The organism is uncultured Algoriphagus sp., from assembly GCF_963974365.1.
Taxonomy (GTDB): Bacteria; Bacteroidota; Bacteroidia; order Cytophagales; family Cyclobacteriaceae; genus Algoriphagus.
Genome location: NZ_CAXBBX010000003.1, coordinates 25,627 through 37,645, shown reverse-complemented (window position 1 = coordinate 37,645; position 12,019 = coordinate 25,627). Strand labels below are relative to the sequence as shown.

The window sequence follows — 12,019 nt, the reverse complement described above, 5'->3', positions numbered from 1 at the left end:
TGTGTGATTGGTATTCAGAATGATAATACTTGCTCTCTACCTATTGACCAATCCTTAGAGTATTCAGGCATCGCCGCGGTAGATCGCCTGTATCCTCTGAAGCCCAAGAATCCGATTTAAGGGTTGGGACACTTTTTCTCTCTGATTGCTCCCGAATCCGCTAGCGTCTCGGGACTATCCATACAGATCAGGGAGTGACGATTATCGTTATTGCAGGGAAGCTAGTACTTAATAATACGGGACTGCTTCTCCCGATTCTCGGGATCGCAGTGACGACAAAATGGAGATCATCTGCTGCAGCAGGTCAACAGCTCCATTACTTCAGTTTATTTCTTATTCATTATTGCTGGTTCGACAAGCTCACTACAAGTGGTTGGCCAAGAAGGCTAAGGTGGGATTTCTATGTCTTGTGAGAAGTACAAAGTATCAAGTACAAAGTACCAAGAGTCAAGAAGTTAGAGTTGAGAGATTTCTCAGCCGGAACTCCTTCAAAATGACCTGAAGGTCGGTGGTTAGGATTTCAGATTTCTGACTTTAGCTTTTAGCTTTCTGACTTCTGCTCACTGCGACTGCCTACTTCTGCTTCCAGCACTTGCACTGAGCTAAGTCGAAGTATCGGACATCGCACATCCGACACCGGACACCGGTCTTCCGTCTTCCGTCTCCCGTCTTCCAGCTTAAAATTCAAAAGCATGAAAAAACATCTATACACATGCTTCCTGGCATCGCTATGCCTATACGGAAGCACTTCCACAGCACAAGTTGCTGATTCACCCGGGGCGGATTTTCTTCATAGGTCTATGCCCCACGTCTCCACTGATACTGGAGACACCCATCGGGGCGGAGAAATCCGCTCCGATAATCTGCCGGAGGTTTTTGATTTGGTTGATCACTCCGCTGCAAAAGGGCAGGAGGGCGAGAGTCCTTCTGCCCGCATGGGGGAGCAAGCATATTTCACTATTCGTGCGGAGGTCAATTCCGCCTCTGAGACTTCAGCAGTATTGCACTGGGAGATTCGGGAGCTTGAATTGGATACACGCTATGATTATTCATGGCTGCAGCAAGATACGCTACAGCTGAATGCTGGGAATTTCTTCTCCGGCACGCAGGGAAAACAGGTTTCCGAATCCCGTATTTCTATGAGCGAGTCCATAGGCAGATTCCATCTCTGGGATGGTCAGCATGTCCTTCTGGAGAATATATGGATTCAGGCAGGAGACTCACTCGCAGTGCTTTGGGATCAGTCTACTGGTAAGCTACTGCTCTCTGGTCCTGATGCAGATAAGATTAGGCTGCAGGTGCACTTACAGGAGCTGGATAGGACAGCTAAAGCAAATCTCAATCCGGCTATGATTCTATCTGATGTAGGGAGGATTCTGGACTCACCGGAAAAGCAGGAAGAATATAACCGTATATCGGAGCAATACCGTACCGGATGGAACCGCAAGATGCTTTGGCTGGATTCTGAAGAGGAGAGGATTAAACGGGCCTCCCAACTCTTACAGCTTTCCAGTCCAGAGAGCAGTATACTATCCGAACTCAGCCGGCATCAAGAGGATTTGGATCCCGACCTATATGCATGGCTTCACGCTTACTGGACTGGCAAATTGAGAAAGGAAGCCATGGAGTTTATCGCTATAGCCAGACCTGAAAGTATGGATTGGGCGGAACTCTTACTCAGGTTTGGAATGCAATCGGAAGATATATCAGCTGTGCAAGACTGGAAAGTCGTTCCAGCAGAATGGACTGAATCGGTCTACCTAGAGAATAAACTACTGGAAAGAGTATCGCCTGTCTCATTCTTTTACCTAAGTGCCACTCTTCCCGAATCTTTGCGCGATCAGGTGGATGCACTGTACCTCATTCGGGAATACAGAAACACCTCTGAGGCGGATTCTTTGATTTCAGCTGTTTTGGATAGAATGCAGAATCCATGGGTGGAAGGATATCTGCAAAAGATATATGAATCAAATATTGCTGGCAGGGAGGTACTCAATTACCCACTTATGGCATCAGATGGTTCAGAGGTATACCCGATTTCCTGGAAAGGGAAATTGGTTATGCTGGATTTCTGGCTTAGCGGCTGTGGTTCCTGCCTGAAGTTTGCCAAAAACAACTTCCTACCACTAATGCAGGCCTATGAAGCTCATCCTGAGATTCTTTTTGTGACCATTTCCGGGGATTCGGAAGTTGAGCGCTGGCAAAAAAGTCTGGAAAGTGGACTTTACACGGCTGAAACCTCACTGAATCTATTTTCCGGAGGGATATCCCATCCCTTTCTAAAGCAATACCAGATTCAAGCCTTTCCTGCTCAGCTGCTGCTGGATAAGGAAGGTAAAATCCTCCGTACTGGCGATTTCCCATCCACGCTGGAAGGCTGGTCACAGCTGATTGAATCCTACCTAGCTAGCCCTAAACCTGTTTCCACTTCACATCTCATCACACCATGAAATCGAGCATGAGGAAGAACGTCACACAGAGAGATGATTATACCCTTGCGAGATTCTCCCGAAGAAAAATCGGGACAGGCTATATGGCCTTTAAAAAACAAATTATAATCATATGAAATCGAGCATGACTAAAAAGTCACACACTGGGATGATTATAAACCCTGCGAGATTCCATATGGCCATAAAAAAAGCAATTATAAACATATGAAAAAGAAACTAATTAACCTCACCCGAATCGTCTTGATCCTCTTGGCTATAGGTATAGCTATGAGAGTAGATGGGGTTCAGATCAAAAAGGATAGTATTCTGACAGGGATAGTCCTGGAAGCAAACAATAAACTACGCCTTCCCGGTGCTATGGTGCTGGTAGATGGGTTTAAAATCTCTGCTGTAGCCGATGAAAAAGGGGAATTCAGCTTAGCCCTTCCTCAGGGGTCCTATAGCTTGACCATCAGTTATGTAGGTTACCATACTGAGATAGTTCAGGTGAGCATTCCCAGGGAGAATAAGTTGGAGATCCTACTTAGAACTGAGGAGATAGGGTTGGATCATGTCGAAGTAGTTTCTACAGGCTACCAGAAGATTCCCAAGGAAAGAGTCACAGGTTCTTTTTCCTATTTGGATCAGGATTTAGTGGATAGACGTGTCAGCACTGGTATTCTGGACAGAATGGAGGATGTGACTCCGGGTCTGATCTTCAACAGAGCTGCAGCAGGAGATGATCCGATCAGTATACGGGGTAGAAGCACCTTATTTGGAAATACCCAACCGCTGATAGTGATTGATAATTTACCCTATGAAGGAAATATCGATAATCTCAATCCAAACGATGTTGCCTCCATTACAGTATTGAAAGATGCGGCTGCAGCTTCTATTTGGGGTGCCCAGGCAGGTAATGGTGTTATAGTAATCACTACGAAATCTGGGAGGTATGGACAGGAAATGCAGGTAGCCATTCAGTCAAATGTAACCTTGACTAATCAGCCAGATCTATTCTATCTGCCGTTGATGCAAATGAGGGATTTTATTGCTCAGGAGCGGAGACTATTTGATTCCGGTTATTATGATTCACGTATCAGTAGTTCTGCTCACAGCCCGCTATCTCCCGTGGTTGAGACCTTGCTTGCTGCCAGAGAAGGTAGATTGAATCAACAGGAGGCAGATGCCAAGCTTTCACAATACGAATCTCAGGATTCCCGCAGTGAGCTGAGCAGGTATTACTATAGGCCTGCCATACTACAGCAATATGCATTTCAGGTAACTGGAGGAGGCAAAGCACATAGGTTTAACTTTTCCGGGGGGTATGACCAAAATAAAAGTGAACAGGTAGGAAGGGAGTCAGGTAGAATTACACTGAATGCACGTCAGGACTGGAAGCTATTGCGGGAGAAATTGGAAATTTCCACAGGAGTTTACCTATCCAGAGGATCATCCTACGCCGATACCGGAGTTCCTAGCCTATATCCCTATGAAGCATTGGCAGATGCACAGGGTAATCCCCTCGCTGTTGTTTCACAGATAAATACCCGCTTTGTGGAAGAAAATCAGGGAAAAGGTTTGCTTGACTGGAGTTCAATTCCCTTGAATGAGTTAGGAAAAAGAAATGAACGTAGTCTTTCAATGGATATCCGTGCAAACCTTGGATTGAATTACAAAATCCTACCTGGTCTAAATGCACAGTTGTACTATCAATATTGGAATAATAGTACTGAATTGCGGAATATTGAGTCGGAAGATCTCTTTGCTGTCCGTCACCAGATCAATAGCTTCACTCAGACTGGAGAAGATGGTACTTTGTCCCTGCTTATGCCTAGAGGAAGTAGATTCTCCCATTCCAATGGGCTTTCTTTCAGCCATAATCTACGGGCAAACCTTACCTATAACTTCACTAAAAATTCTCACGAGGTCAATGCCTTAGCAGGTTGGGAGCTTCGGGATATGGAAAGCTATACGGATAGGATGATCTACTACGGGTATGATGATGCTATCGGACTAAGTACTCCTGTGGATTATACCAGTCAATTTCCCCAATATCAGAATTGGGGTAGTTATCAAAGCATCCCTTACGGAGGTACCCATTCCGGGAATCTGGACAGGTACGTTTCCTATTTTGCCAACGTGGGCTATTCTTATAGTAAAAAGTACCTCCTTACTTTAAGTGCCAGAAAAGATATGTCAAATCTCTTTGGTGTAGAGACCAACCAACGTGGTATTCCACTTTGGAGTGCAGGAGCGGGTTGGATTCTCAGTGAGGAAGATTTCTATGGATGGCAGGGAATGCCCTATTTGAAAGTGAGGATGAGCTATGGTTACAATGGGAATGTGGACAAAGCGACAAGCGCGTACACCACACTCATGTATTATAATGACCACCCATTCGTCTCTGGACTTAGATATGCCTTTATAGCCAATCCTCCAAATCCTGAGCTTCGCTGGGAAAAGATAAGAATAGTGAATGTGGGACTTGACTTTGAATCAAAAAGTGGAAGAATCGGTGGTACCCTGGAGTTTTATTCCAAAGTAGGAGAGGACCTGATCGGAGAAACAGAAGTACCTGACTCAAATGGCATCTATCAATACCGGGGAAATTTTTCAGGAACCCAAACGCAAGGATTCGATTTACTGTTGAATTCCCTGAATTTGGACAGGTCGCTTAAGTGGAATACCCAATTTCTTATGAGTGGGATGAAGGATAAGGTCACCTACTTTGACGGGGCAAGAGCCACAGCTCAATATTTGGCCGCTAACTCCAATATGATTCCACTGGAAGGGCGTCCCCTGTTTTCTGTGTTTTCCTATCCCTGGGGAGGGTTGGATCCAACTAATGGAAATCCTTTAGGATACTTGGATGGAGAGTTGTCAGATGATTATTCGGCTATTATGGCTTCATCTACCACTGAGACACTCAAATTTCATGGGTCGGCTCGTCCCACCTTATATGGCTCATTACGAAACACCTTGGATTGGAAAGGCTGGAATATATCGCTTAATATTTCTTATAGGCTAGGATATTATTATCGTCGCCGTTCGGTGGACTATGCAGCGCTTTCCAGAGGAGAGATCAGTCATTCTGACTACGGACTACGCTGGCAAAATCCTGGTGATGAACTGCTTACCAATGTGCCCTCACAGCCAGATGGGCTTGATAATCAAAGGGCCAGCTTCTATCAGTTTTCATCAACACTCGTGGAGAAAGGTGATAATGTCCGATTGCAGGATATACGACTTGGTTACTCCTGGAATCGAAGCAAGTCTCCAACCTTGCCTGTACGTGGTATTGAGGTCTTTACTTACCTGAATAACTTGGGTATTCTCTGGAAGGTATCTAACGATACTGTAGATCCTGACTTTCCTGTATCCAGACCTTTGCGGAGTGCGGCTTTGGGTCTACGAATAGATCTATAACCTTAATCATTCTTATCATGAAATCGAGCCTGACTGTGGCAGACAGGCTTGACTCAAAAATCACACACTGGAATGATAACCGGTGGTACAAGTTTCCATAACCTGTCCCGACTATTCGGGATGGCCTTTAAAACTCAAATTATAAAGACATGAAATCGAGCATGACCCAAAGCGACACACACAGGTATGATTATGCTACTGCGAAGATTCCATGTGGCCATTAAAAATCAAATTATAAGCACATGAAAAAACTATTTCTATGGATCACTTTCTGCTTTTGTTTAGGTGGTTGTGACCAATATTTGGATGAAAAGCCAATTAAAGCAATTGATACTCCCGATTCATTGGGAGCGATTGAAGCCCTTTTAGATAACTCAGGTTCTCTGAATACATATCCAACCATTCCGGTAGTGATGGGGGATGAATTCTTGTCAAGCGAAGCAGCAATATCTTCCATGGAGCTATTGGAGCGGAAGTTTTATCTCTGGATGCCCCAGCCGTTTCAGCCGGACGATTTGGTGTACGACTGGAGAGATTGCTATAACCAGATCCAAAATGCCAACGTGGCTTTAGAATCACTTGAAAGAATACCTGAAAGAGGTAGCAAGTGGGAGGAACTCAAAGGAGCAGCCTTATTTTATAGAGCACATGCCTACTTTAATCTTTCTACGATCTTTTTGGATGGCCCAAATCTTCAAGGTAAAAACCTAGCCTTAAAAATTCCTGTCCGTAAAACTTCTAAAATTGTTTTGAAACCTGAACTGGGAGATAAGAAATCTATTGAGGAAATTATTCAGGATGATTTACAACTTGCCGCCCAATTACTTCCCATATCTGGTGCTTATGCGACACGTCCAAACAAGCAGGCAGCGAAGGCTCTCTTGGCGCGAATATTTCTAGCCTGGGAAGAATATGAGTTGGCATTAAGTGCATCAGAAGAGGCTCTTCAACTGGGAGATGAACTCATGGATTACAAAGAGCTTTCTTCCTCATCAAATTATGCATTTACCAGATTTAACCAAGAAGTAATCTGGCATAGTAGGATAGGGGGAACTAGTTACTTCTCTTCCCAATCTGGATTTCAGGTTTCTGAAGACTTACTTGATCTTTACAAAGAGGGCGATTTGAGAAGGGCTTTATTTTATATCGAGAGAAGCAGTGGTTATATCAATTTCCGGGGTAGTTATTATGGAGGAAGACCACTATTTTCTGGTTTAGCTGTAGATGAACTGTACTTGATCTTGGCAGAAAGTCTGGTAAGAAAAGGAAGAATTGAGGAAGGGGCTGAGATACTTAATGCCTTGTTGATCAATAGATATTCTGAGGCGTTTATTCCTGTGAGTTTTACTGATGAGACTCAAGCTTTGCAGGTGATTCTGGAAGAAAGGAGAAAAGAGTTGGCATTCCGTGGTCTTAGGTGGAGTGATTTGAGGCGGTTAAATAATGATGAAAGATTTAAAACGACCCTTACCAGAAATTATGAAGGCCAAGAGTATAAATTACTTCCGAATTCTGAAAAGTATGTATTGCCTATTCCAGCCAGGGAATTAAGTTTCTATTAGTAAAAAATCAGGGCAGGAGGATCCCTCTTGCCCTGAAAAATTAATTAAGGAGTGATCAATCGGAATTTTTTGTTGGTTGGACCGATTGGATTTGACATCGACTGAGAGCTGTAGGTACAGGCTTGTGAGCCAGGAACACATTCGTAGTCCTCGTTAATCTCGAGTTCATCCACCAAAACCCAGGTAGCTCCATTGTCTGGAGTTCCATAAGCTGGAGCATCACCTCTAGGAGTGGTAAACGCAAAAGCGGCTACCACAGCAAGCGAAAATACACCTCCGCGTAGGAGGTTAAGGATATTTAATTTCATTAAATTGTAATTAAAGTTTAGTAATAACTCCGGTCGCTTTTGATAAACTGCCTGACCACGAATCGGGCAGCTTGTCATTCCGAGAGGGGCGGCCGGTTGTTTTTACCCCCTGCTGTTGCCGGGCATCCACCTGGTGGATTCACTGGCTGTACCTAGTAGCTAATTCATAGTAGTGTTGGATTTTTTAGTGTTTATTAAATAGGATTGCATCATCCAGCCTGCTGCGGCAATGGCCGTCAATACCAGATTCACAATCAGATGCTCTTTCCAGTCAAGGGAGGATAATATTCCACCACAGGAAAATGGTATTCTTCCGAAAACTCCTGTAAGTACCAGGGCAACATATCCTGTAAATACCGACATCAGCAGAAAGCTTATCCCCAAAGCGGCGCTTCTGGTTTTTGGCAGAAGTAATATCACCGCAACTGAGACTTCCAAGATGGGTAAGCCATAAAGAAGTGGTATATTCATCCAATCCGGAAATACCTGTCCCTTTACTGCCCTCAGTGTTCCACTCCAATCATACACCTTACTCACCGCAGTATAAGTGAAGAGGGCAGCCAGAAGCCAGGCGATAATTTCGACCAGTATAGCAGTAAGAGCTTTGCGTGATAATTCCATTTTTAGCGTATTGTGTGACAGACCTAAGACTTTACAGCTTGCTATTTTTCGATATCCTTTTACCCAAATCTCATTGACATAAATCAAAAAGTGTCAGGAGAATTTTCCTTCATCTAAAAATAATTGCTTGATAAGCGGAAATATTTCCGATAAATGAGTAGGTTTTTTGCATGTACTAAAAATTACCTATTGTATTTACGGTTTAGTTAACATTAACTTAACATTCCATAAGCAATAGTATTGCAGACTTTTCGATGCTTTTCAAGGGCATAAGCATCTTATCATCAATGATTTTTACAAGGAGGGGATATGGACTATTTAGCAAAAATGAAAGAAGATTACGATCCGCTGGTTCCGGATCTTAATTTGGATTACTCCAAACTTGATCTCTACCTGGATCTGCGAAAAAGGAAAAGGGATGAGGTTTTAAAGGATACGTCAAGTATTGAAACCTGTAGCCGCTATATCTTCGAGGGTTTTATAGGCTTGTTTTTCGACTCAGAAAATGGCCCTGTGCTATCAGAGATTTTTCAGGCTACTGACGTGGCTTTCGATTTCCAATCCTACCTCAGGGGTGAAAAATCCCAAAACTATATGAAGTGTCTTTCAGATGTGGTGTACTATGAACTCACCAAAAAGTCTGAAATGACTTTGATTCAAAATCATCCGGAATTTGCCAAGTTGGGTTTGGCGATTAACCATAGACTCCTCAAAAGGCTGGATCTGCGTAGTCGTATCAAAGCAAAGGGAATCTCAAAGGGCTATAAAAGGTTTTTGGAATATATGCCGGGAATAGAACTTCACTTATCCCAGGCCAAAATTGCCTCTTACTTTTCCTGTTCTGAGCGCACCGTAAGAGAGGTACAACATTCACTAAATTCCGGGAAATGATGGTTAAGAGTTACTTCCCTTCAGCATTAAATACAGCGGTCCGGGTTTTGGATCAAAAAGTTCTCCGTTGGGCTTGGAATACAGGTTTATTTGAAGGGCCTGCTGAACTCGAGCGCTGTAGGCTACAGAAGATCAATTGGTTTGCAGCCTACCTTTTTCCTGAGGAGCAAGCAGAAAGACTGGAACTGATCATGAAATTTTTTCTTTGCCTTTTCTTACTGGATGATCTGCTGGATATAGCGATTGATAGTGCCATGATAGAGTTTCTGGAAGGTCTTAAGGCCGGTAACTCCACCCATCCCAATAATAGGTTACATAATTTGGGTATAGAACTTATTTTCCTTTACCAGTTAATTGAAGATGAAAATGGGGATGCATTTGCTAGAGAACAATGGCATACTGCATGGATGGAATACATTGAGGCACTGCAGTGGGAGATCCGGATCAAAATAAATGGGATCCCGCCTGTATTGCAGGATTATAGAATTATGAGACCAAAATCATCCGGTGTTTACCTGGCTATGCTACTAATTCGGCAAGGTAAAGATCTGCGTGGTTGTATCTCAGAATTGCTCGATTTTTCCCTGGCTAGGCATATCTGCCTGTCCAATGACCTGGCATCTTACAAAAAGGAGCTGAAAATAGGAGACCCAAACAATGAGCTGGTTATCCTAATGGAAACCATGGGAGAATCTGCGCTAACCTGGGCACAGCAGGAGCTCAAACAACTGCGAAAAAGGATTTTAGCTTTGGCTAGGCAGGTTTGTACCAATTTTACTTACTGCGAAGAATGGATTCGTAGGCTTTTACTGTTGGCAGGAGGCTGCGAAGCCTGGACTGCTGAGACCTCGAGGTATCAGAAATATATCAACGGAAATATTGCAGGACACTAAATGGAAGGAGGAGTATTATGTTCAAAAAACGTGTGGTTATTTATCCAAAGGATGTAGTTTTTATAACTGGAAGAAGTGAGCGCTATGCCCAGATTTTATTGCACAAGGTTCGTGTGTTCGTCAATAAGGAACCTCACCAGTTTGTGACCATTTCCGACTTTGCCCTCTTTTCTGGCATACCAGAAGAGATGATCCGCAAATACATAATCTAGCTAGTAATCGGTAGTAGAATTGTCAAGACTAATTAGGTAGTTGAAGCCCTACATAGATCAGAAGATTCGCATTAAAAACGATGTTTCTACGATGCTCCTACGATGCTTCTACGATGCTCATTCGATGGTTCATCGTAGATGGATCGTTGCAGGGTCGTCCAAAGTCCGGGTTAGCCATAGCGCTCTGCTAGGTTTTGGAAGTACCTGAAAATTCTTTTATACAGCAGAATATTTATGAACATTTAATCAATGATCAATATGGGGAAAGTAACAGATGGTTTGTTGGGTGGGATTTCCGGAAAAGTTGGAAATCTGGTTTTTTATCAGGTCAATGGGGAGACCTTGATCAGATCAATACCAGGAGCAGGTACAGGAATCAATTCTTCCCTTCAGACCTATCATCAGAAAGCCTTTGTTTTGGCCCAAGATTTTTTATCCCCCTTGAAAAAGGAGATAGCTATTGGGTTTGGTGCATTTAAAGTCGGTACAAAGAGGGGTATTGATCGGGCGAAGAGCCTATTGCTGAAAAATGCCATTTACCCAAGCGAGGGTCTCCCGGTTTTGCAACCACAAAAAGTATTGGTGTCATCTGGGGATCTTACAGGTGTGAGAGGTGCACTACTTACCATCGCGGAGCCAGGTAAATTCAGAATAGAGTGGATAGTAAACAGTTGGAATGGTTCCGCCCGTGACGGGGACAAAACTTTTGTGGTTATATATGACACAAGGGAGCCACGGGTCTTCAGTATTCAGGGGGAAGGTTATAGAAAAGATGGGTTTCAGGATGTGCAATTCCCATGGGTTTCGATTGAAGATGCAGCAGTGTATGTTTATTTCTCGTTTTATTCCGAACGATCTGGAAAAATCGAGTTTTCGGATTCCGTTTGTCTGGGAAGAATTGAGATATAAGTATTTGATTAATAAGTATTAAGACATAAGTATCTAGATTTTAGAATCAACTAGTGCAAGTCTCCTGATTTGCCATCCAATTTCTCTGCATGGCCTAAGCCGCCATTCGTGTCTTCACGAACGGCCCCATCTCGCCGCTGTTCGGGATTTATAATCCCGAACCAATATCATAGGATTTCTAATCCGACAACATCTTTCCTTTATTACCATATCGCATATCCCAAATCCGAAATCCGATATCGATCCGGTTTCCATCTTGCTGGCATCTGGTTTTGGTTTCCATATGACGATTATGGGCCAGCGCTGTTGAACGATTACATCATTTAAACCCAGGGTTGAAACCCTGGGCTACCACATGGCATGCCTTCAGCATGCTCCTCATATCAATCTAGAACTGCAACTGACACCTGCCAACCGCCAACTGCCAACAACTTTCATCCATTTTAAATTTTAAATTCTCAATTCCTCCCACACCAGACACCGGTCACCGGTCACCCGGCATCCAACCATTTTAAATTCTCAATTCTTCCCTAAAGGACTATTTAATATTTGCATTTATTTCCGATGTAGGGGCGAATCAACATTCGCCCTATTAGAAAAGGTACCATGGATAATCAAAATAATTAAACTAACGGGATTATCATTCTACAGGCGCGTGGGGAGGCTGAAATAGCGGGCCAGGCGGCTGGCCTTGCGCGTAGAAGCATTATTTCAGCAAAGGTTTTTGTTACTTTTTGCCTTCAAAAAGTAAGGGGTTAAGAAAATTAA

Annotated in this window: 9 protein-coding genes; 7 read left to right on the top strand and 2 right to left on the bottom strand. The window is 43.4% G+C overall.

From position 1 onward, the window contains the following. Window positions 1–692 precede the first annotated feature (692 nt). The 3 genes from AACZ87_RS04710 to AACZ87_RS04700 all read left to right on the top strand — a co-directional run bounded on the left by AACZ87_RS04710 (window position 693) and on the right by AACZ87_RS04700 (window position 7,417). Window positions 693–2,450: a TlpA disulfide reductase family protein gene (locus tag AACZ87_RS04710; RefSeq protein WP_339865358.1), complete on the top strand. Its 1,758-nt coding sequence runs from the start codon at window positions 693–695 to the stop codon at window positions 2,448–2,450. Window positions 2,451–2,654: 204 nt separating this feature from the next. Then, complete coding sequence (locus AACZ87_RS04705; protein ID WP_339865356.1) at window positions 2,655–5,855, top strand: SusC/RagA family TonB-linked outer membrane protein; 3,201 nt, start codon at window positions 2,655–2,657, stop codon at window positions 5,853–5,855. A 242-nt stretch (window positions 5,856–6,097) separates the two neighbouring features. Continuing rightward, window positions 6,098–7,417: a RagB/SusD family nutrient uptake outer membrane protein gene (locus tag AACZ87_RS04700; protein ID WP_339865354.1), complete on the top strand. Its 1,320-nt coding sequence runs from the start codon at window positions 6,098–6,100 to the stop codon at window positions 7,415–7,417. A 44-nt stretch (window positions 7,418–7,461) separates the two neighbouring features. Here AACZ87_RS04700 and AACZ87_RS04695 read toward each other — a convergent pair whose 3' ends face one another. Then, entirely contained in the window at window positions 7,462–7,725 is a 264-nt protein-coding gene (locus AACZ87_RS04695; protein ID WP_339865352.1) for a hypothetical protein, read from the bottom strand. 159 nt (window positions 7,726–7,884) lie between these two features. Beyond that, the gene (locus tag AACZ87_RS04690) at window positions 7,885–8,346 is read right to left on the bottom strand and encodes a MauE/DoxX family redox-associated membrane protein (RefSeq protein WP_339865350.1); all 462 of its coding nucleotides are present in this window, start codon (window positions 8,344–8,346) and stop codon (window positions 7,885–7,887) included. Window positions 8,347–8,655: 309 nt separating this feature from the next. On the opposite strand from AACZ87_RS04690, the gene AACZ87_RS04685 reads away from it, so the two are divergent. From AACZ87_RS04685 to AACZ87_RS04670, 4 genes are all read left to right on the top strand, one after another. Then, window positions 8,656–9,237, top strand: a complete 582-nt coding sequence (locus AACZ87_RS04685; RefSeq protein WP_339865349.1) for a hypothetical protein — start codon at window positions 8,656–8,658, stop codon at window positions 9,235–9,237. Then, window positions 9,234–10,130, top strand: a complete 897-nt coding sequence (locus tag AACZ87_RS04680) for a terpene synthase family protein (RefSeq protein WP_339865347.1) — start codon at window positions 9,234–9,236, stop codon at window positions 10,128–10,130. Before AACZ87_RS04685 ends, AACZ87_RS04680 begins: the two co-directional genes overlap by 4 nt. Window positions 10,131–10,147: 17 nt before the next feature. Beyond that, window positions 10,148–10,342 (top strand): hypothetical protein, encoded by a 195-nt coding sequence (locus tag AACZ87_RS04675; RefSeq protein ID WP_339865345.1) that lies wholly within the window; start codon window positions 10,148–10,150, stop codon window positions 10,340–10,342. A gap of 258 nt (window positions 10,343–10,600) precedes the next feature. Then, on the top strand, window positions 10,601–11,251 hold the full coding sequence (locus tag AACZ87_RS04670) for a DUF6266 family protein (RefSeq protein WP_339865344.1): 651 nt from the start codon (window positions 10,601–10,603) through the stop codon (window positions 11,249–11,251). Window positions 11,252–12,019: the final 768 nt, after the last annotated feature.

What these genes read in the sequence shown, in the direction of transcription:
- AACZ87_RS04710 (WP_339865358.1), top strand. Translation starts at nt 693, where the DNA reads ATGAAAAAACATCTATACACATGCTTCCTGGCATCGCTATGCCTATAC.
- AACZ87_RS04705 (WP_339865356.1), top strand. Translation starts at nt 2,655, where the DNA reads ATGAAAAAGAAACTAATTAACCTCACCCGAATCGTCTTGATCCTCTTG.
- AACZ87_RS04700 (WP_339865354.1), top strand. Translation starts at nt 6,098, where the DNA reads ATGAAAAAACTATTTCTATGGATCACTTTCTGCTTTTGTTTAGGTGGT.
- AACZ87_RS04695 (WP_339865352.1), bottom strand. Translation starts at nt 7,725, where the DNA reads ATGAAATTAAATATCCTTAACCTCCTACGCGGAGGTGTATTTTCGCTT.
- AACZ87_RS04690 (WP_339865350.1), bottom strand. Translation starts at nt 8,346, where the DNA reads ATGGAATTATCACGCAAAGCTCTTACTGCTATACTGGTCGAAATTATC.
- AACZ87_RS04685 (WP_339865349.1), top strand. Translation starts at nt 8,656, where the DNA reads ATGGACTATTTAGCAAAAATGAAAGAAGATTACGATCCGCTGGTTCCG.
- AACZ87_RS04680 (WP_339865347.1), top strand. Translation starts at nt 9,234, where the DNA reads ATGATGGTTAAGAGTTACTTCCCTTCAGCATTAAATACAGCGGTCCGG.
- AACZ87_RS04675 (WP_339865345.1), top strand. Translation starts at nt 10,148, where the DNA reads ATGTTCAAAAAACGTGTGGTTATTTATCCAAAGGATGTAGTTTTTATA.
- AACZ87_RS04670 (WP_339865344.1), top strand. Translation starts at nt 10,601, where the DNA reads ATGGGGAAAGTAACAGATGGTTTGTTGGGTGGGATTTCCGGAAAAGTT.